Here is an 18936-nt window from a genome sequence, read left to right on the forward strand (position 1 = left end):
CGACGGCCTGCGTGGCCGGCGCCGGATTCGCCGCGATGATCTGGCGGGAATGGCCGGCGATGCGCCGCTACATCCGGATGACCCGCATGTGAGAGCACATGCGAGAGCGCGGGTGAGAGCGCGGGTGAGAGCGCGCTAGCGCGAATCCACCCGCGCGTCGACCGGGGCGGGGGGAGAAGCGGGCGGATCCGGCTTCTCCCTCCACAGCAGCAGGAACGAATCGAGGACGGTCCCGAACCGGGCCAGGCCCGACATCCGCGCCCGCAGCTCGGTGAGGCCCTCCGCCGTCAGCTCGTAGCGCCGGCGGGCGGGCCCCGCGTCCGAGGGGACCCAGCTCGACGTCAGCAGCCGCTCCCGCTCCAGGCCGCGCAGCACCCGGTAGGCGTGCCCCGGCTCGACGTCCGCGACGCCCATCCTGGCGAGCCGCTCGATCAGCTCGTAGCCGTGGTCCGGCCGCTGGTAGATCAGCAGGAGCAGGAAGGGCTGGAGCATGCCACGGATCTCGCTGCCGCACACCATTCCACTCCTCGCTGCGCTCCGACGGCGGTGACCCCGAAGAACGGCTTTCCGTTCCGCCGGGCCCCTAACGCCGCATTCCGAAATCCCCCCTGCGCCATGGCGAAGTCCTGACCGGTTCCATGCCTGTTCTCCGCGACGCGGGAACCACTCCGTCGGAGGTGCAACGTGAACCGGAACACGAGCGTGAAAGCGTGCGCGGCGGCGATGGGCCTGCTCCTGGCGGCCGGATGCAGCGGCGGCGGCGACGGCGATGCGGGCGAGACTGCCGGGGCGGCCCCGACCCCGACCCCGGTGGCGGCGACGGGAGCGGCGGCCGAGGTGCAGGCGCAGTTCGAGCGGGTCGTCGACACCGTGCTGCCCTCGGTGGTGAAGATCGATACGGGCGGGGGAGAGGGTTCGGGGGTCGTGTTCGACGACCAGGGCCATATCGTCACCAACGCCCACGTGGTGGCCGGGGCGCGGGAGATACGGGTCACGGCGTCCAGCGGAGGCTCACCGCAGAAGGCCAGTCTCGTGGGCGCTTTCGCCCCTGACGACCTGGCGGTGGTCAAGGTGGACGGCGGCTCCCTCAAGGCGGCCGCGTGGGGCGACTCCACCAAGGTGGAGGTCGGGCAGATGGTCCTGGCCATGGGCAACCCGCTGGGCCTGGCCGGAAGCGTGACCAACGGCATCGTGTCGGCGCTGCACCGGACGGTCTCGACCCAGGGCGAGGGCGACTTCTCCGGCTCGACCATCGCCGACGCGATCCAGACGAGCGCGCCGATCAACCCGGGCAACAGCGGCGGCGCCCTCGTCACGCTCAACGGCGAGGTCATCGGCGTCCCGACCGCCGCCGCCCAGGACCCGGGGGCCGGGGGAGCGGCGCCCGGCATCGGGTTCGCGACGCCGAGCGACACCGTCAAGCGGATCGTCCCGCAGCTCATCAGGTCCGGCGAGGTCTCCAGCTCGGGCCGGGCGGCGCTCGGCGTGGTGGTGCGGACGCTCATCGACCCGGAGAGCGGCCAGGGGTCCGCGGTCGCCGTGGTGGAGGTCACGCGGAACAGCGGCGCCGCCAAGGCGGGCATCGAGCCCGGCCATCTGATCCTGTCGGTGAACGGCACCCCGACGCCGGACCAGACGGCGCTGACCAGCGTCCTGGCGAACCTCGACCCCGGCGACACCGTGCCGGTCGAGATCCAGAAGCAGGACGGCTCGAAGGAGGAGGTCAAGGTGACGCTCGGCGAGCTCCCCGGGGGCGGCTGACCCCCGTCCTGGACGCCCGCGCCTGTACAGGAGTACAGTGTACGAACGTACAGTCTGCTGAACATGCGTACAGGTGGGCGGGATGGCACGAGGAGCGCGGCCCGAGGACCTGACCGGGCGCGCCCGGATCAGGGACGCGGCGCTGCTGGAGTTCGCGGAGCACGGCGCCAAGGGCGCGACGATCCGCGGGATCGCGAAGGCCGCCGGGGTGTCGCCCGCGCTGGTCCAGCACCACTTCGGGACGAAGGAGGCGCTGCGCCGGGCGTGCGACGGGCACGTCATCGAGAGCATCCGCGAGATCAAGCGGGACGCGCTCGCCGGCGGCATGGGCAGCCCGGACTTCCTGTCGATCGCCATGCGGACGGCCCGGCCCATCCAGCTCTACCTGGCGCGCACCCTGGCCGACGACTCCGAGGCCGCCCGCACGCTGTTCGACGACGCCGTGAAGTTCAGCGAGGAGGTCCTCGGCCAGGGGACCCCCGGGATGGCCAAGGCCGAGACCGACGATCTGCACGCCTACGCCGCCGTCATGACCGCCATCAGCTTCGGGGTGATCGTGCTCAACGAGCACCTCTCCCGCGCCCTCGGCGGCGACGTCCTGCTGGGCGACGGCTACCCCCGGCTCGCCCTCGCGATGATCGACGTCCTGGACGACCGGCTCCTCACCCCCGAGCTGGTCGAGCAGACCCGCCGCGCCCTGAAGACCATGATCGCGGAGGGCCTGCGACCCCCCGCCGAGGAGGACCGGTGACAGCGAACCAACCCCCCGTCGAGGTGTCCGGCCTGGTCAAGAACTTCGGCCGCACCCGCGCACTGGACGGCCTGGACCTGACCGTCCGGCAAGGCGAGGTGCACGGCTTCCTGGGCCCGAACGGCTCCGGGAAGTCGACCGCCATCAGGGTCCTGCTCGGCCTGCTGCGCGCGGACGCGGGCACGGCACGGCTGCTCGGCGGCGACCCCTGGCGCGACGCCGCCGAACTGCACCGCCGGCTCGCCTACGTCCCCGGTGACGTGACGCTGTGGCCGAACCTGTCCGGCGGCGAGGTGATCGACCTGCTCGGCCGGATGCGCGGCGGGACCGACGAGCGCCGCAAGGCCGAGCTGCTGGAGCGGTTCGAGCTCGACCCGCGAAAGAAGGGCCGCGCCTACTCCAAGGGCAACCGGCAGAAGGTCGGCCTCGTCGCCGCCCTGGCCTCCGACGCCGAGCTGCTGCTCCTGGACGAGCCCACCTCCGGCCTCGACCCCCTCATGGAGGAGGTCTTCCAGCGGTGCGTCCGCGAGGCGCGGGACGAGGGGCGCACCGTCCTGCTGTCCAGCCACATCCTGTCCGAGGTCGAGGCGCTGTGCGACCGGGTCACGATCATCCGGAAGGGCGCCGCGGTCGAGTCCGGCACCCTGGACGAGCTGCGGCACCTGACGCGCACCTCGATCCACGCCGAGCTGGCGGCCCCGCCGGACGGGCTCCCGCTGCCGGGCGCCCACGACGTCGAGATACACGGGACGACCATCCGGTTCGAGGTGGACACGCCCCGGCTGGACGACGCGCTGCGCAGCCTCACCGAGGTCGGCGTCCGGAGCCTGGTCAGCCGCCCGCCGACGCTGGAGGAGCTGTTCCTGCGGCACTACAAGGACGAACTCGCCGAGAAGGCCGCGACATGACGGCGCTCGCGGGCACGTGGGGGCTGATCAGGCTCGTGCTGCGGCGCGACCGGTTCCTCCTCCCCCTGTGGGTGCTGGCGCCCGCCCTGGTGACGGTCAACCTCGTCCCCGCCACCGAGGCGCTGCTCCCCGCGGCCGCCGACCGGCTCCAGTACGCGGGGACCACGGGGACGAACCCGACGTTCCTGGCGCTCTACGGGCCGCTGTACAGCGGTGACATCGGCGGCATCGTCGCCCAGCGCGCCGGGTTCATGCCCGTCGTGATCGGCGTCATCAGCGCGCTGACGGTCGTCCGGCACACCCGGGCCGAGGAGGAGGCCGGGCGCCGCGAGCTGCTCGGCGCCACCGTCACCGGCCGCGGCGCGGGCCTGGCCGCCGCGCTCGCCGTCACGCTGGCCGCCAACCTCGCCATCGCCGTGCTGCTCGCCGCGGGCATGGCCGCCCAGGGCCTGCCGCTCGCCGGGTCGCTGGCCTTCGGCCTCCAGTTCGCGGCCGGGGGCTGCGTGTTCGCGGCGGTCGCCGGCATCACCGCCCAGCTCAGCGAGGGCGCCGGCGCGGCCAGGGGAGCGGCCGTCGGCGCGCTCGGCGGCGCGTTCGTCGTCCGGATGGCCGCCGACGTCGGCGGCGAGGGCAACGCGCTGTCCTGGCTCGGCTGGCTCTCCCCGTTCGGCTGGGCGCAGCGGGCGCGTCCCTACGGCGGAGAGCGCTGGTGGACGTTCGCCCTGGTCGCGGTGCTCGTCGCGGCGCTGATGGCGGCGGCCGCGGCGCTCTCGGCCCGCCGCGACGTCGGCGCGGGCATCCTGCCGCCGAAGCTCGGGCCCGCGGGCGCCGCACCGCGCTTGTCCGGCCCCTTCGGACTCGGGTGGCGGCTCCACAGCCGGGCCCTGTACGGCTGGCTCGCCGGGTTCGCCGCGCTGGGCGTCGTGTACGGCGCCGTCGCCGGCGGAGTGCGCGACATGATGCGGGACAGCCCCGAGCTGGCGGAGTTCTTCAGGACCCTCGGCGGGCAGTCCGGCATCACCGACGCCTTCTTCGCCTCGGCGATGGGCATCCTCGGGCTGATCGCCGCCGCCTACGCGGTCTCCGCCACGCTGCGCATGCGGACGGAGGAGACCGGCCGGCGCGCCGAGCCGCTGCTCGCCACGGCGGCCACCCGGCTGCGGTGGGCGGCCGGGCACCTGGTGTTCGCCCTGCTGGGGCCCGCCGCCGCGATGGCCGTCGCGGGCACCGCCGCCGGGCTGGCGCACGGGCTGAACGTCGGCGACGTCGGCCGCGAGCTGCCGCGGGTGCTCGTGGCGGCGCTGGCGCAGCTGCCCGCCGTCTGGCTGGTCGCGGCGCTCGCGCTCGCCCTGTTCGGGCTGGCGCCCCGGTTCACCGGCGCGGTCTGGGCCGCGGTCGGGGCGTTCATCGTGATCACGATGTTCGGCCCTGCGCTCGACCTTGACCAGTGGGTGCTGAACGTCTCGCCGTTCACCCACGTCCCGAAGCTCCCCGGCGCCGCGTTCACCGCCGTGCCCTTCGCCTGGCTGGTGGCGCTGACCGCCGTCCTGTCCGCCGCGGGCATGCTCGGCTTCCGGCGCAGGGACATCGCCGCCCACTAGCGGGGCGCCCGGGCCGGTCAGCGGTTAGATTGGCCCGGTGACCTCAGCGAAGCCGCTCGCCGTCTGCGTGTTCTGCTCGTCCAGCGGCAGGATCGACCGCCGCCACGTCGACCTCGCCGCGGACGTCGGCACCGAGCTGGCCCGGCGTGGCCACAGCCTGGTCAGCGGCGGCGCCCAGGTGTCGTGCATGGGCGCCGTGGCCCGCGCCGCGCGGGCCGGCGGCGCCCGCACCGTCGGGGTGATCCCCGAGGGCCTCGTCAGCGTCGAGATCTCCGACGAGGACAACGACGAGCTGATCGTCACCCCCGACATGCGGACCCGCAAGGGCGAGATGGACGAGCGCAGCGACGCGTTCCTCATCCTGCCCGGCGGCATCGGCACGCTGGAGGAGCTGTTCGAGGTGTGGACGGCCCGGGTCCTGTCCATGCACGAGAAACCCGTCGTCATCCTCGACCCGACCGGCGTCTACGACCCGCTCCGCGAGCTGATGGTGAGCCTCACCGAGCAGGGCTTCGCCCGCCACCGCATCTGGGACGCGATCGGCTGGACGACCACCGTCCCCGAGGCGTTCGACTTCCTGGAGCGCTCCCAGCCCCGCATCGAGTTCTCCGCGAGCGACTACGCGGAGACCCAACTCTGACCGCTCACCGTCCAGCGCCCAAGGCCGGTGCTCGCGGACCGGTGGCCGCGCACCCTCGGATACCGTCGAAGCGTCCGCGCCCCTGAACCGGCCCCTAGGAGACCGATGAACGCCGACGTGCCCGCCTCACGGGAGCTGGCCGCGATCGCCGAGCTCGCCGCCCGCACGACCGGCGACCGGCTGCGGACGGCGTTCCGCTCCCGCCCCGGGATCGACCTCAAGCTGGACTTCCACGACCCGGTCACCGAGCACGACCGCGCCGCGGAGGAGACCATCCGGGAAGTGCTCGACGAGCAGACCCCCGGCTCCGTCGTCGTGGGGGAGGAGGGCGGCGTCCAGGGCCGGGACGACCGCGTCCGCTGGTACGTCGACCCCATCGACGGGACGGCCAACTTCGCGGTCGGGCTGCCGTTCTTCTGCACGTCCATCGCGGCCGTCGCGGACGGCGAGCTGGTCGCGGGCGTGGTGTACGACCCGATCCGCGACGACATGTTCACCGCGTCCCTGGACGGCGCGACCTGCAACGGCGAGCCGATCCGCAGCAACGGCGCGACCGGCGACCGGGGCGCCGTGCTCGCCACCTCCTACCCCAGCCCGCACGACCTGGCCGAGGGCGACCGGACGGAGACGCTGCGGCGCTACGGGGACCTCATCGGCGCGTTCGCCACCGTGCGCAGGCCCGGCAGCGCCGCGCTGACCCTCGCGCACGTCGCGGCGGGCTGGACGGACGTCGCCTACGACTCGTGGATCAACGCCTACGACATCGCGGCCGGGCTGCTGCTGGTCAGGCAGGCGGGCGGCACCTACCTCCCGCTCCGCGGGAAGCCCGGCGGCGACGACTGGGACGCCCCCGGCTACCTCGCGTGCGTCGCCGGATTCGACCTCGCCGGCTCCGCCATCGCCGAGGTCGCCGACCTCACCGCACAAGATTGCCCTGGGGCTTTCCCGCCCGTCCGGTGATCGTTAACCGGCTGTTCAGGCGCCGCGGCCAGGCTCCCACGTGATCCCAACGTGAAGGAGTCCCCCATGTCCGTGACCCGTCGCGGAGTCGTCAAGGGCGGCGCGGCCGGCGCGCTGTCGATCGCCCTCGCAGGAAGCCTGGACGGCATCTTCCAGACCTCCGCCGGCGCAGACACCGGAGAGGCGTACGGCTACGGCCCCCTGATCCCCGACCCCGAGGGCGTCCTCGACCTGCCCAAGGGATTCTCCTACAAGATCCTGACGACGGAGGGCGACCCCATCTCCGACGGTGTCGTCGTCCCAGGCCACCAGGACGGCATGGCCTCGTTCCCGGTCCGCGCCGGCCACGGCCACGGCCACGGTCACCGCGACCACGGCCGGGGACGCGGCGGCCGCCCCGGCAACACCCTGCTGGTGCTCAACCACGAGCAGGGCACCAACGGCACCCGTGCCGTCGGGACCCCCGAGCTGATCTACGACCCGGTGGCCAACGGCGGCACCACCACCCTTGAGGTCGACCGCGACGGCAACCTCCTGTCCCAGTACGTCAGCCTCGCCGGGACGGCCGTGAACTGCGCCGGCGGCCGCACCCCCTGGGGCACCTGGCTGACGTGCGAGGAGACCGAGGGCATCCGCGGCGAGAGCAAGAGCCACGGCTGGGTCTTCGAGGTCGACCCGTACGGCAGGGACACCAAGCCCGTCCCGCTGACCGGGCTCGGCCGCTTCGCCCACGAGGCCGTCGCCGTCGACCCGCACACCAGCACCGCCTACCTGACCGAGGACGCGTCCGGCCCGTTCGGCCTGTTCTACCGGTTCCGTCCCCGCTCGCACCGCGGCGGCTACCACAGCTACATGGCGGGCGGGAAGCTGGAGGCGCTGAACGTACCGGGGGTCCCGGACCTGTCGGCGGTCACCGAGCCCGGCGCCCGGCTGCCCGCCCGGTGGGTGAGCGTCCCGGACCCGGTGGCGAAGCAGACGTCCGTCCGCAAGCAGTTCGAGGACGGCCAGGTCACCCGCAGCCAGAAGCTCGAAGGGGCCTGGTGGGGGCACGGCAAGGCGTACTTCGTCGCCAGCTTCTCCAGGAAGTCGTCCGGCGCCGCCGGTGACCACGCGGGCCAGGTCTGGACCTACGACCCGCGCCGCAACGAGGTCGAGCTGCAGCTCATCTTCAAGCCCGGCGGGCGCTTCGACGGCCCGGACAACATCACCGTCTCCCCCTACGGCGGCGGCGTGATCCTGGCCGAGGACGGCGACGGCGAGCAGTACCTGGTCGGCACCACGCGCGAGAACAAGCCGTTCGCGATGGCGCGCAACGCCGGCAACGACAGCGAGTTCACCGGCGTCACGTTCTCCCCGGACGGGCGCATCCTGTTCTTCAGCCGCCAGTCCGGACCGGGCGCGACGTTCGCGGTGCAGGGTCCCTGGCACCGCCTCCGCGGCTAGCCGGGTCAGGCGAGCCCCCGGCGGGACACCGCCGGGGGCCGGGTGCCCTCGATGGACGCGACCATGTCCAGGACCTCGCGCACCGCGTCCGCCTGTGACTCCGGTACGCGGAACAGCTTCACGCCCAGCCACGCGTAGACGGACGCGGCGGCCAGCAGCGCGGGGTCGGGCTCCGGCGCGTCCGTCTCCAGTGTGACGAGGACCACGGCGTCACCGGCCGTCAGCCGCTCGATCCGGCTGGTCGCCGGTGCCGTGCCGGCGTCCACGACGCCGTCCGGAACCGGCGCGTCCGGTGAAAGGACTCTCCGCTCTTGCATCCCCATACCGCCAAGCGTGGCACGATCGGGGACTGGGGAACGTCTTTCCAGTGGGGTGCGAGCAGAACGGAGCCTGATCGTGGCCGTGGTCCTCGTCCTGGCCGGCCTGGCCGTGCTGGGCGCCGTCGTCGCCCTCGCCATGGGCAGGGGCGGCGAGCTGGCCGAGACCCATCCGGACTATCCGCCGCTCCCGGGCGGCGCGGACGGCCGTCCCATCACCGGGGACGACATCGCCCGGCTGCGGCTGCCCCGCACGTTCTGGGGCTACCAGCCGCAGCTGACGGACGAGGCCCTGCAGCGCCTCGCCGACGCGCTGCACGAGCGCGACGCCCGCGTGGCCGAACTCGAGCAGCGGCTCCGGGAGCTGCACGGCACCCCAGAGGACCCCGGCCCGGTCGGTGCGCTGCACGGCCTGGAGGAGCCGAGCTGGAACGGCACGCCGCCGGCGCGCGAGGAGACCGCCGCGGGCGGAGCCGTCGGCGGCCGCACGGAGGACGAGCCGGTCGGCGGCGCGAAGGAGGACCACCGGTGAGCGTCGTCGCCGTCCACGCCGAGGCCGTCTCGGACGCCCCGGCGGAACGCGTCTTCGAGGTCCTCACCGACTGGCGCCGGCACGGCGAGTGGATGCCGTTCACCCGCGCGGAGGGCGGCGACAAGGTCGGCGACGAGATCCGGGGCTGGACGGGCATCGGGCCGGTCGGCTTCCTCGACACGATGGTGATCACCGACTGGCGGGACGGCCGCCGCGTCGCGGTGCGGCACACCGGGCGCGTCGTGCGCGGCGAGGCGTGGTTCGAGGTCGTCCCCGAGGGCTCCGGCAGCCGGATCGTCTGGGCCGAGCGCGTCGACCTGCCGCTCGGCCCGCTGGGCCGCGCCGGATGGATCGTCGCGGGCCCGGTCGTGAAGGCGTTCATGACCCTCGGCCTGCGCCGGCTGGCCGTTCTGTCGCGGGCGTGAGGTAGAACGGGCGGGTGAGCACCGCCATCCGCGGCGAGGACGGGCTGGCCCGCTGCCCCTGGGGCCTGTCGACGCCCGACTACGTCGCCTACCACGACCGGGAATGGGGCCGCCCCGTCCGCGACGACCAGGGCCTCTACGAGCGGCTCTGCCTGGAGGCGTTCCAGTCCGGGCTGTCGTGGCTGACCATCCTGCGCAAGCGCGAGGGCTTCCGCGCCGCGTTCGCCGGGTTCGACCTGGCGAAGGTCGCCGCGTTCGGCCCCGCCGACGTCGAGCGCCTCCTGGGCGACGCCGCCATCGTCCGCAACCGGGCGAAGATCGAGGCGGCGATCGGCAACGCCCGCGCCGCGCTCGACCTCCCCGGCGGCCTGGCCGCGACCGCGTGGCGCTACGCCGACCCCGACGCGCCGGCGTACGCGGACACGGCGGACGTGCCCGCGTACACCGACGGGTCGAAGGCCCTGGCCAAGGAGCTGAAGAAGCAGGGTTTCCGCTTCGTCGGCCCCACCACCGCCTACGCCCTCATGCAGGCGTGCGGCCTGGTCGACGACCATCTGACCGGCTGCCACCGGCACGGCGCCTACCGCTAAGGCCCCGGCCCGGCCGTTCCGGCCCGGCTCACCCCGATTTGGCCGCCTCCAGGATCGGCACGGCCGCGGCGCGCCGGGCGGGCAGCGCCGACGTCGCCAGGGTGACGGCGGCGGCCCCGGCGAGGACGGCGGCGAACAGCCACCACGGCGGGTTCGGGCTGAGGAACGTGCTCCCCGTGGCCACGTGCATGAGGTACACGGTGCCGAGGGCCGTGCCGATGCCGAGCAGGCCGCCGAGCAGCACGACCGTGGCGGCCTCCCACCGCACGATCGACCGGATCTGCGTCCCGGTCGCGCCGACCGCGCCGAGCAGCCCGAACTCGCGGGTCCGCTCGCCGACGCCCATCGACACGGTCGTCGCCATCCCGAACAGGGCGAGCACCAGCGCCATCCCGATGAACCCGTAGATGACGGTCATCCCCGACGTCGTCGCGTCGGCCGCCATCTCGATGTAGCCGGACCTGTCGAGCACCTCCACGCCCGGCGCGTCCGCCACCGCCCGCGCCAGGTCGTCCCGCGTGCCGCCGCGGACGAGGACGACCTGCGTCGCCGCGCCGGGATCGAGCCGGTCCATGGTGGCGGCGGACACGAGCGCCTGGTCGGCGAACAGGTGGGACGGGTCGTGGTAGGCGCCCGCGATCGTCAGCGCGACCTTCCCGGCACCGCCGCGGACGACGATCCGCTGCCCCTTCCGCAGCCGCTGCGCCTCCATGACCGTGGAGGTCAGCGCGATCTCGCCGGTGCGCAGCGGCCGCAGGTCGCCGCCGAGGTCCAGCACGGACGGCATCGCCGCCGGGTCGGCGCCGCTCACCATCAGGTACAGCGGCCCCGCGTCGTCGTCGGCGTACGGGCTCTTCGGGCGCGGCGAGACGAGCTTGGCCTCGGTGGCGGTGAGCGCCATCGCCCGGGACACGCCCGGGACGGCGGCGACCCTGTCCGCCATGTCGCGGGGGAGCGGTGCCTGGCCCGCCGAGGTCACCCCGGTCGCGGCGATCGCGTGCTCGGCCCGCATCACATCCTTCCCGGCCTCGTCGAACCGCGCGTCCGCCGACAGGACGATCAGCGCGGTCGCCCCGACCAGCGCGACGCCGAGCATCAGCGACGACGCGGCCGACGACACCCGGCGCGGGCTGCGGGTGATGGTGGCGCGGGCCAGCCGCCCGGCCTCCCCGCTCACCGCCGTCCCGAGCCGCCCGACCAGGCCGCCGAGCGGGCCGACGAAGAACGGCGCGAGGACGCAGAGCGCCGCCGCCGTCGTCATGCAGCCCAACAGGATCAGCACGCACACGGCGATGGTCCGGTCGGGTCCGGGCGGCTCGTCGTGCTGCACGGCGAACACCGGCCCGAAGAACACCCAGGCCGCGGCGAACACGGCGAACGCGCCCAGCAGCCGCCGCCAGCGCCGTCCGGCGGTGTCGGCGGTCGCGGAGCGCAGCGCCTGCATGGGCGAGATCCGCGCGGCCTTCCGGGCCGCGCGCCACGCCGCGAGTTGGGTGACGAGGATCCCGGCCGCGGCGGGCACGACGAGCGCGACCCACCCGTATTGGGCGCCGGTCCCGGTGATGTCGAAGCCGTCCCGGGCGAACAGCGTGGTGAGCAGGCCCGACACCGGGAAGCCGAGCAGCGTGCCGCCGGCCGTCGCGACGGCGCCGAGCACCAGCGCCTCGAACCGGATCAGCCGTTTGATCTGGCGGGGCGTCGCGCCGATCGCGCCGAGCAGCGCCAGCCGGCGGGTCCGCTGCCGGACGAGCGTCCCGAACGTGTTGGCCACCACGAACAGGCCGGTGAACACCGCGACCGACGCGACCATGCCGATGGCGCCGCCGATCGTCGCCCCCTCCGCCTGGAGCGAGGCCGAGTGGGCGCTCCGCACCGAGGCGGCGGTCCGGACGGTGACGTCCTCGGCGGCGAGGTCGCGGGCCAGGTCCTTGGCGAGCCGCTCCGCCGGGACGCCCGGCGCGGCCTTCACCCACACTCCCTGCCACGTCCCGGACGGCAGCCCCGCCGCCTCCCGGACGGTCTCCGGCGGCGCGAGCACCAGGTCGCCGCGCGCCACGGTGCCGCGGTCCTGCACGGTCACGATCCCGACGACCTTCATGTCGCGGCTCCGCCTCGGGAGCGTCACCCGCAGCGCGTCGCCGGTCGACAGCCCGCCCGCCCGCGCCATGTGCGCGGTGACGGCGACCTCGCCGTCCGCGGCGGGCGCGCGTCCCGCGTCCAGGCGGTACGGGTTGAGCCCGGCCTCCGGCGTCCACGGCCGCAGCGTCGTCCCCGCCCCGGCGGGCGCGACGATCGGCTCGCCGTCCGGCCCGCTCGCGGTCACCGGGACCAGCGCGTCCCCGGCGGCCGCGGCGACCCCCGGCCGTCCCGCGACCGCGTCCAGCGCCACCCGCCCGTCCGGCGCCGCGTACACGTCGTCCGGGTCGGTCTCGCCGCCGACCACGAGCACGTCCGTGCGGACGTACTCGCTGGCGTCGCTGCCCGACACCGCCTCCTGCGCCCGCAGCGTGAACTGCACCGAGCCCGCGATCAGCCCGACCGAGAACACCCCCGCCAGCAGCGTGGCGGCCAGCCGCATCCAGCCCTCGGCGAAGGAGCGGCGCGCGATGAGCCACATCGCTCAGCCCTCCAGCCGGCGCATGGCGGCGTGCACGGCGTCGATGGTCGGGTGCGGCAGCTCGTGGACGATCATCCCGTCGGCCAGGAACAGCACCCGGTCGGCGTGCGCGGCGGCCACCGGGTCGTGCGTCACCATGATCACCGTCTGGCCGTAGGCGTCCACCGCGGTGCGCAGGAACTCCAGCACCTCGGCGCCCGACGCCGAGTCGAGGTTGCCGGTCGGCTCGTCGGCGAACAGCACCTCCGGCCGCGTCAGCAGCGCCCGCGCGACCGCGACCCGCTGCTGCTGCCCGCCCGACAGCTCGCCCGGCCGGTGCCCGAGCCGCTCCCGCAGCCCCAGCGCGTCCACGACCGTGTCGAACCACCGCTGGTCGGCGCGCCGCTTCCCGAGCCGCCCGGTGAGCCGGATGTTCTCCTCCGCCGTCAGCATCGGCAGCAGGTTGAACGCCTGGAACACGAACCCCAGCCGGTCGCGGCGCAGCTTCGTGAGCCGCGTCCGCGACAGCCCGGTGATGTCCACGCCGCCGATCAGCACGGACCCGGACGACACCGTGTCGAGCCCGGCCATGCAGTGCAGGAACGTCGACTTCCCCGAGCCGGACGGCCCCATGATCGCGGTGAACCGGCCCCGGCGGAACGTCGCCGACACACCGCGCAGCGCCGGCACCGCGCCGTCACCCGACCCGTACGACTTGACCACGTCGCGGGCGACGGCGACGTGGTCGTGGACCTGCTCGGCGGGTGGTGCGGCGATAGATTGCGTCATGCCGCCAAGCAAACCGCCGGGACCCCCTCCGGCACATTGACGCCCGCTCCCCACCGGCCGGTGGGGGCAGCCCCACCGGCCGGGTACGGGCTACCGGCCCTCGAACGCGGGCTGCTGCTTCTTCAGGAACGCCTCGGTCGCGTTGCGGTGGTCGCTGGTCTCCGCGCACTCGTCTTGGAGCTCGGCCTCCCGCTCCAGCGACGACGCCAGATCGTGCGTCGCCGCGTGGTCGAGCGCCGCCTTCACCGCGCCGTAGGCGACCGTCGGCCCCTCGGCGAGGCGGCGGGCCAGCTCCACCGACGCCGGGGCCAGCTCGTCCGCCGGGACGACCCGGTTCACCAGCCCGAGCTCCAGGGCGTCCTGCGCCTTGACCGGCTCGCCCAGGAGCAGCAGCTCGGCCGCCTTGGCGCGGCCGACGAGCCGCTGGAGCGTCCACGACATGCCGCTGTCGGGCGCGAGGCCGATGCCGGTGAAGGCCGTCGCGAACCGGGCCTTGTCGGACGCGACGACCAGGTCGCACGCGAACGCCAGCGCCGCCCCCGCGCCCGCCGCAACGCCGTTCACCGCGGCCACGACCGGTTTCCGCATGCCCGCTATGGCCAGCACGATCGGGTTGTAGTGCTTGCGGACCGTGTCGTCCAGGCCCTTGCCCGCGGCGAGGTTGTCACCGTGCTCACGCAGGTCCTGCCCGGCGCAGAAGGCCCGCCCGGCCCCGGTGAGGATCACCGCGCGGGCCGCGGGGTCGGCCGCGGCGCGCACCACCGTCGCGCGCAGCAGCTCCTTCATCTCGGCCGTCAGCGAATTCATACCGTCCGGGCGGTTAAGTGTGATAGTTCCCACACCGTCGGTCACGTCGTAGCGCACGGTCTCAGTCATCGGGTGTCCTCCATGGTCCGCGGTAGATCTTCCCAGGCAACCATCGGTGAACCGGGGGGCGGCGGGCAAGGGGCCGCCGGCCCTCGCCGGCACATGGCCCGCGGGCGCCGATCCGCACGCCTCCGGCGCACCGCTCGGCCGATCTGGAGGCTGATCGTTACCACTTCGCGCCCGGAAGACGAGATAATGGACCACCTATTGATGACGCGGATGCGACACGCGGCCACGCGGCCAAGGGTGTGCGAGGCCGCGGCCCTACGCAGGAAGGGGATGCACGCATGGCGGCGATGAAGCCGCGGACGGGAGACGGTCCGCTCGAAGTGACCAAGGAGGGGCGCGGCATCGTCATGCGGGTTCCTCTCGAAGGCGGCGGACGTCTCGTGGTCGAGCTCTCCGCCGACGAGGCCAAGGAACTCGGCGACGCCATCAAGGAAGTCGTGGGCTGACGACTCCGCCGATCCCGGCTTTCTGGTGACGGTCCCGGCGGAACCGCCGGGGCCCTTGCCATTCCCGTAGGCAGCACGACTCACAGGGGGGAACCGCCGCCATGCCCATCGAGACCCGCTTGCACGGTGCCGGCGGCACCGTGTCGCAGACGGCGGTCGACCTCGACGCCGAGGTCGTCGCCGTCCCCGTCGGGCCGGGGCCGGTCGCGCCGGCGACCGAGGCGGCGGAGTCGCTGCCGTTCACGCTGGACGAGCTGCTCGCGCTCCACGACGCCAAGGGCGAGCCGGGCGAGATCACGTCCGCCCAGGTCCGCCTCGGCGACCGGGTGCGGGAACTGCTGCTGTACGGGGTGGGCGAAGCGGCCCCGGCCGACCTGCGCAAGGCCGGCGCCGCACTGGCCCGCCGCGGCAAGGGCCGGACCGCGCTGGCCGCGGCCGCGCCGGCCGGCGTCTCCGCCGCCGCCCTGGCCGCCTTCGCCGAGGGCGCGCTCCTCGCCTGCTACGAATTCAAGATCGGGAAGCCGCCCGCGAAGAGGGCGGTCGGCACGCTCGCCGTCGTCACCGAGGCGGGACCGGTGGCCGACGCCCCGGCGATCGAGCTGGGCGCCACCCGCGCCCGGGCCACCGCGCTGGCCCGCGACCTCGCCAACACCCCGTCCCGCGAGAAGGACCCGTCCTGGCTCGCCGGGGAGGCCGAGCGGGTCGCCGCCGAGACCGGTCTCACCGTCCGCGTGCGCGGTGAGAAGGAACTAGCCGACGAGGGGTTCGGCGGCCTGGTGGCCGTGGGGGGCGGGTCGTCGCGCCCGCCCCGCCTGATCGAGCTGTCCTACGAGCCGCGAGGCGCCGAGGGTGCTCCTGAGCGGCATGTCGTCCTGGTGGGCAAGGGCATCACGTTCGACACCGGCGGGCTGTCGCTCAAGCCCAACGAGGGCATGAAGACGATGAAGACCGACATGGCGGGCGGCGCGGCGGTCATCGCCGTGCTGAGCGCGCTGCGCGGTCTCGGCGTCCGCGCCCGCGTGACCGGGCTGATCGCCGCCGCGGAGAACATGCCGTCCGGGTCGTCCATGCGGCCCGGGGACGTGATCACCCACTACGGCGGGAGGACGTCGGAGGTACTGAACACCGACGCCGAGGGACGCCTCGTCCTGGCCGACGCCCTCGCCTACGCGGACGCCGCGCTCGACCCGGACGTGGTCGTGGACGTGGCGACGCTGACCGGCGCGGCCAAGGTCGCGCTGGGCCTGCGGCATGCGGCGCTGTTCTCCAACGACGACGAGCTGGCCGCGGCGCTAACGAGGGCGGGGACGGCGGCCGGCGACTTGGTGTGGCGGCTCCCGCTCGTCGCGGACTACCGCGCCGCCATCGACTCCGACGTCGCCGACATCAACAACATCGGCCGCGGCGGCTACGGCGGCGGCTCCATCACGGCGGCGCTGTTCCTGCGCGAGTTCGTCGGCGAGCGCCCCTGGGCGCACCTGGACATCGCCGGCCCCGGCCGCGCCACGTCCGACGACGCCGAGATCACCCGCGGCGCGACGGGCTTCGGCACCCGCCTCCTGCTCGACTGGCTGACCGCCTGACGGCCTCCTGCGCGGGGTGACCGCGCAGGAGTCACCGCGCAGGAGTCACTTCGTGCGGCGGTCGATCACCGGGACGCGGTGGCGCGCCCTGGCCTCCTTGACGATCCGCGGGAGGTTCGCGTCCCAGTTCCGCTCGACCGCGAAGCACCACTGGACGGCCTCGGCCGTGACCGGCACGTCCCGCATGGTCATCGCCACCAGCTGCGGCCGTCCGGAGGTGCGGGCCATCTCGACGAGTTCCGGGGTGCGGAGGAAAATGACGTAGTCCAGTTCACCGCGGCGGGTGCCGTCGAGGCCGCGCCGCAGGGCCGCGATCGCCCGGACGTCCTCCCACGGCAGCGTCTTCCCGGCGCGGCGGGGCAGCGGCCAGCGCGCGGTGCGGCGCACGCCGTCCGCGTCCAGTTCCAGCACGGGGCGGCGCGCCGCCATCTGCCCGGCCGACAGGAACAGCCCGGTGCCGAACAGCGCGAGCCCGGCGAAGCCGAAGATCGAGAACATGACGCCGCCGAGGGTGGCGCCGCCCGTCACGCCGCCCGCGACGAACGCGGCCGACGCGGCGAGCAGGATCAGGGACGCGACGAGCAGCCAGACGTCCCGCCACGTCACCTTGACCCGGACGGCGAACGGCTCGCCCGCAGCGGCGCGGGCCTCCCCGCCTTCTTCGGAGATGCTCTCCTCAGGCGCGACTTCGTCAGGGGCGGCTTCGTCGGGTGCGGCTTCGTCGGGTGCGGTTTCGTCAGAAGTGGCCTTGCCGGGGGCGGCTTCCATCGGGGATCAGCCGCTCTTCACCGCGCACAGCAGGCCGTCGCCCACCGGGAGCAGCATCGGGACGAGCCGCTCGTCGTCGCGGACCATCCGGTGCACCTCGCGGATCGCCTCGGTGTCGGGGTCGCGCCGGCTCGGGTCGGCGACCCGGTCGTGCCACAGCGCGTTGTCGAACGCGACCACGCCGCCCGGCCGCAGCAGCCGCAGCGCGGCGGTCAGGTACTCGGGGTACTCCCGCTTCTGCGCGTCGCAGAACACCAGGTCGTAGGCGCCGTCGGTGAGCCGCGGCAGCACCTCCAGCGCCGGCCCGGTGATCATCCGGGTGCGGAAGGAGCCGAGGCCGGCCTCCACGTACGCCTGCTTCGCCATCCGCTGGTGCTCGGGGTCGATGTCGACGCTCGTCAGCACCGCGTCCTTCGGCATCCCCCGCATCAGCCAGATGCCGGACACGCCGCAGCCGGAGCCGACCTCCACGACCGTCCGGGCGCCGAGCAGCGTCGCGAGGAAGCGCAGCGCGGACCCGGCCGCCGCGCCGATCGGCACGGCGCCGACCCCCTCGCCGCGGCGCCTGGCGTTCAGGAGCGACTCGTCTTCGGGGAGGTAATCCTCCACATAGGCCCGGGTGGCCTGAACGGCGTCGATGGCTGCCTCCTCGCGGGACCCCCGCCTGGGTCATGCTGGAAAGACCATATCGCTGACAGGGAACCAACTGGAGTTTCAGCGCGTTGTAACGACGGAAGGAATCCGCTCACGAGCGGGTTGAACCCACGAGTACCGAGTCGGTATAGACCGCCCCAGCCCAGGCGAGACCGTGCCGTTCCAAGGCGAGACCTTGGCTCACGAGAGAGGAACAGCCCGGCACCATGGGAGTCGCAGCACTCAGTTTCAGAAGCGCTGTGGGGGTCGGCCCCAGACAAGGGGTGGGCAGTGGCACGAGCGCTCGCGAGAACGCCCCCGAAGCGGAATGGGCACCGCCGTCCTGGGACGAGGTCGTCCGCGAGCATTCCGCCCGCGTCTACCGGCTCGCCTACCGGCTGACCGGCAACCAGCACGACGCGGAAGACCTCACGCAGGAGGTCTTCGTCCGCGTGTTCCGTTCGCTGTCGAACTACACGCCCGGCACGTTCGAGGGCTGGCTGCACCGGATCACCACGAACCTGTTCCTCGACATGGCGCGGCGCCGCCAGCGCATCCGCTTCGAGGGCCTCGCCGACGACGCCGCCGAACGCCTCCAGGGCCGCGAGCCGACCCCGGCGCAGGCGTTCGACGACACCAACTTCGACGCCGACGTGCAGGAGGCGCTCGACGCGCTGGCACCGGAGTACCGGGCCGCGGTCGTGCTGTGCGACATCGAGGGACTGTCCTACGAGGAGATCTCCGCGACGCTCGGCGTCAAGCTCGGGACCGTGCGCAGCCGCATCCACCGGGGGCGGGCGCAGCTGCGCGGGGCGCTGGAGCACCGCGCGCCGACCCGCCGCAGGCCCGGCACCAGGAACGAGTACCAGGCGCTGCAGGCGATGGAGACCGCGGAGCACGAGGAGACGACGGGGGGCGTGCACCTGGCGGGCGGCGTTCAGCCGCAGCCCGAAGGCGTGTAACTCTAGATCCAGGTCCGAGTCTGGCTTTGCCTACCGCGCGCGGGACGGGACCGCGCGCCCGATGGAACGGAACGACGGAGGCGGCGTGAGTTGTCTGGGGGAGCGTCTGACCGCTCTGGTCGACGGTGAGCTTGGGCACGAGGAGCGCGACCGCGCCCTCGCCCACCTCGCGGGCTGCGCCCAGTGCAGGGACGAGGTCAGCGCGCTGCGCCTGCTCAAGGGGCGGCTGCGCGGCCTGTCGGACGCCCCGCTCGCCGACGAGACCGGCGGCCTCCCGTCCGACGACTTCCTGACCCGCCTGCGCTCCCTCGCCGCTTACGCCGATCCCGCCGACGACTCCCCGCCCGCACCGCCC

General features: G+C 74.0%; 21 protein-coding genes. 14 read left to right on the plus strand and 7 right to left on the minus strand.

What is annotated here, in order from left to right; translation table 11 throughout:
- Positions 1 to 135: 135 nt before the first annotated feature.
- Positions 136 to 492 carry a helix-turn-helix transcriptional regulator gene (locus E1266_RS15700; protein WP_229808361.1) on the minus strand — a complete coding sequence of 119 codons (357 nt, stop codon included), beginning with the start codon at positions 490 to 492 and terminating at the stop codon, positions 136 to 138.
- A 192-nt stretch (positions 493 to 684) separates the two neighbouring features.
- Here E1266_RS15700 and E1266_RS15705 point away from each other — a divergent pair, with 192 nt between their 5' ends.
- The 7 genes from E1266_RS15705 (at position 685) to E1266_RS15735 (ending at position 8064) form a co-directional block, all read left to right on the plus strand.
- A complete protein-coding gene (locus E1266_RS15705; RefSeq protein WP_243718447.1) occupies positions 685 to 1761 on the plus strand; it encodes a trypsin-like peptidase domain-containing protein in 1077 nt (358 codons plus the stop codon).
- A gap of 82 nt (positions 1762 to 1843) precedes the next feature.
- A complete protein-coding gene (locus tag E1266_RS39880; protein ID WP_132047534.1) occupies positions 1844 to 2512 on the plus strand; it encodes a TetR/AcrR family transcriptional regulator in 669 nt (222 codons plus the stop codon).
- Complete coding sequence (locus tag E1266_RS15715) at positions 2509 to 3420, plus strand: ABC transporter ATP-binding protein (RefSeq protein WP_132047536.1); 912 nt, start codon at positions 2509 to 2511, stop codon at positions 3418 to 3420. The genes E1266_RS39880 and E1266_RS15715 overlap by 4 nt, the downstream gene beginning before the upstream one ends.
- Positions 3417 to 5021, plus strand: coding sequence for an ABC transporter permease (locus E1266_RS15720; RefSeq protein ID WP_132047538.1), 1605 nt, complete (start codon positions 3417 to 3419; stop codon positions 5019 to 5021). Before E1266_RS15715 ends, E1266_RS15720 begins: the two co-directional genes overlap by 4 nt.
- A gap of 37 nt (positions 5022 to 5058) precedes the next feature.
- The gene (locus E1266_RS15725; RefSeq protein ID WP_243718448.1) at positions 5059 to 5661 is read left to right on the plus strand and encodes a TIGR00730 family Rossman fold protein; all 603 of its coding nucleotides are present in this window, start codon (positions 5059 to 5061) and stop codon (positions 5659 to 5661) included.
- 105 nt (positions 5662 to 5766) lie between these two features.
- Positions 5767 to 6621, plus strand: coding sequence for an inositol monophosphatase family protein (locus E1266_RS15730; RefSeq protein WP_132047540.1), 855 nt, complete (start codon positions 5767 to 5769; stop codon positions 6619 to 6621).
- Between the two features lie 66 nt (positions 6622 to 6687).
- Positions 6688 to 8064 (plus strand): alkaline phosphatase PhoX, encoded by a 1377-nt coding sequence (locus tag E1266_RS15735; RefSeq protein ID WP_132047542.1) that lies wholly within the window; start codon positions 6688 to 6690, stop codon positions 8062 to 8064.
- Between the two features lie 5 nt (positions 8065 to 8069).
- Here the strand turns inward: E1266_RS15735 and E1266_RS15740 are convergent, their stop codons facing one another.
- A complete protein-coding gene (locus E1266_RS15740) occupies positions 8070 to 8387 on the minus strand; it encodes a hypothetical protein (protein WP_132047544.1) in 318 nt (105 codons plus the stop codon).
- Positions 8388 to 8460: 73 nt separating this feature from the next.
- Here E1266_RS15740 and E1266_RS15745 point away from each other — a divergent pair, with 73 nt between their 5' ends.
- Genes E1266_RS15745 through E1266_RS15755 form a run of 3 tightly spaced genes read left to right on the plus strand, consistent with a single transcriptional unit; the run spans position 8461 to position 9928 of the window.
- Positions 8461 to 8913, plus strand: a complete 453-nt coding sequence (locus E1266_RS15745) for a hypothetical protein (RefSeq protein WP_132047546.1) — start codon at positions 8461 to 8463, stop codon at positions 8911 to 8913.
- Positions 8910 to 9338 carry an SRPBCC family protein gene (locus tag E1266_RS15750; protein WP_132047548.1) on the plus strand — a complete coding sequence of 143 codons (429 nt, stop codon included), beginning with the start codon at positions 8910 to 8912 and terminating at the stop codon, positions 9336 to 9338. Before E1266_RS15745 ends, E1266_RS15750 begins: the two co-directional genes overlap by 4 nt.
- Before the next feature lie 14 nt (positions 9339 to 9352).
- Positions 9353 to 9928 carry a DNA-3-methyladenine glycosylase I gene (locus tag E1266_RS15755; protein WP_132047550.1) on the plus strand — a complete coding sequence of 192 codons (576 nt, stop codon included), beginning with the start codon at positions 9353 to 9355 and terminating at the stop codon, positions 9926 to 9928.
- Between the two features lie 28 nt (positions 9929 to 9956).
- Here E1266_RS15755 and E1266_RS15760 read toward each other — a convergent pair whose 3' ends face one another.
- The 3 genes from E1266_RS15760 to E1266_RS15770 all read right to left on the minus strand — a co-directional run bounded on the left by E1266_RS15760 (position 9957) and on the right by E1266_RS15770 (position 14189).
- Positions 9957 to 12545 carry an FtsX-like permease family protein gene (locus tag E1266_RS15760; protein WP_132047552.1) on the minus strand — a complete coding sequence of 863 codons (2589 nt, stop codon included), beginning with the start codon at positions 12543 to 12545 and terminating at the stop codon, positions 9957 to 9959.
- A gap of 3 nt (positions 12546 to 12548) precedes the next feature.
- Positions 12549 to 13313, minus strand: coding sequence for an ABC transporter ATP-binding protein (locus E1266_RS15765; RefSeq protein WP_132047554.1), 765 nt, complete (start codon positions 13311 to 13313; stop codon positions 12549 to 12551).
- A 90-nt stretch (positions 13314 to 13403) separates the two neighbouring features.
- The gene (locus E1266_RS15770) at positions 13404 to 14189 is read right to left on the minus strand and encodes an enoyl-CoA hydratase-related protein (protein ID WP_132047556.1); all 786 of its coding nucleotides are present in this window, start codon (positions 14187 to 14189) and stop codon (positions 13404 to 13406) included.
- Positions 14190 to 14467: 278 nt separating this feature from the next.
- Here E1266_RS15770 and E1266_RS15775 point away from each other — a divergent pair, with 278 nt between their 5' ends.
- A complete protein-coding gene (locus tag E1266_RS15775) occupies positions 14468 to 14635 on the plus strand; it encodes a DUF3117 domain-containing protein (protein ID WP_131954262.1) in 168 nt (55 codons plus the stop codon).
- 101 nt (positions 14636 to 14736) lie between these two features.
- Positions 14737 to 16218 carry a leucyl aminopeptidase gene (locus E1266_RS15780; protein ID WP_132047558.1) on the plus strand — a complete coding sequence of 494 codons (1482 nt, stop codon included), beginning with the start codon at positions 14737 to 14739 and terminating at the stop codon, positions 16216 to 16218.
- Between the two features lie 45 nt (positions 16219 to 16263).
- Here the strand turns inward: E1266_RS15780 and E1266_RS15785 are convergent, their stop codons facing one another.
- Together E1266_RS15785 and E1266_RS15790 are read right to left on the minus strand one after the other, a co-directional pair.
- Entirely contained in the window at positions 16264 to 16986 is a 723-nt protein-coding gene (locus E1266_RS15785) for a hypothetical protein (RefSeq protein WP_243718449.1), read from the minus strand.
- 6 nt (positions 16987 to 16992) lie between these two features.
- Positions 16993 to 17595 carry an O-methyltransferase gene (locus E1266_RS15790; protein ID WP_132047560.1) on the minus strand — a complete coding sequence of 201 codons (603 nt, stop codon included), beginning with the start codon at positions 17593 to 17595 and terminating at the stop codon, positions 16993 to 16995.
- A 251-nt stretch (positions 17596 to 17846) separates the two neighbouring features.
- On the opposite strand from E1266_RS15790, the gene sigE reads away from it, so the two are divergent.
- On the plus strand, positions 17847 to 18581 hold the full coding sequence (gene sigE / locus E1266_RS15795) for an RNA polymerase sigma factor SigE (RefSeq protein WP_243718450.1): 735 nt from the start codon (positions 17847 to 17849) through the stop codon (positions 18579 to 18581).
- A gap of 85 nt (positions 18582 to 18666) precedes the next feature.
- Positions 18667 to 18936 (plus strand): zf-HC2 domain-containing protein (locus E1266_RS15800; RefSeq protein WP_207945668.1); only part of this gene is annotated, 270 nt, incomplete at its 3' end.

This window comes from Actinomadura sp. 7K534 (genome assembly GCF_004348575.1).
In the GTDB taxonomy this organism is placed as follows: domain Bacteria; phylum Actinomycetota; class Actinomycetes; order Streptosporangiales; family Streptosporangiaceae; genus Spirillospora; species Spirillospora livida.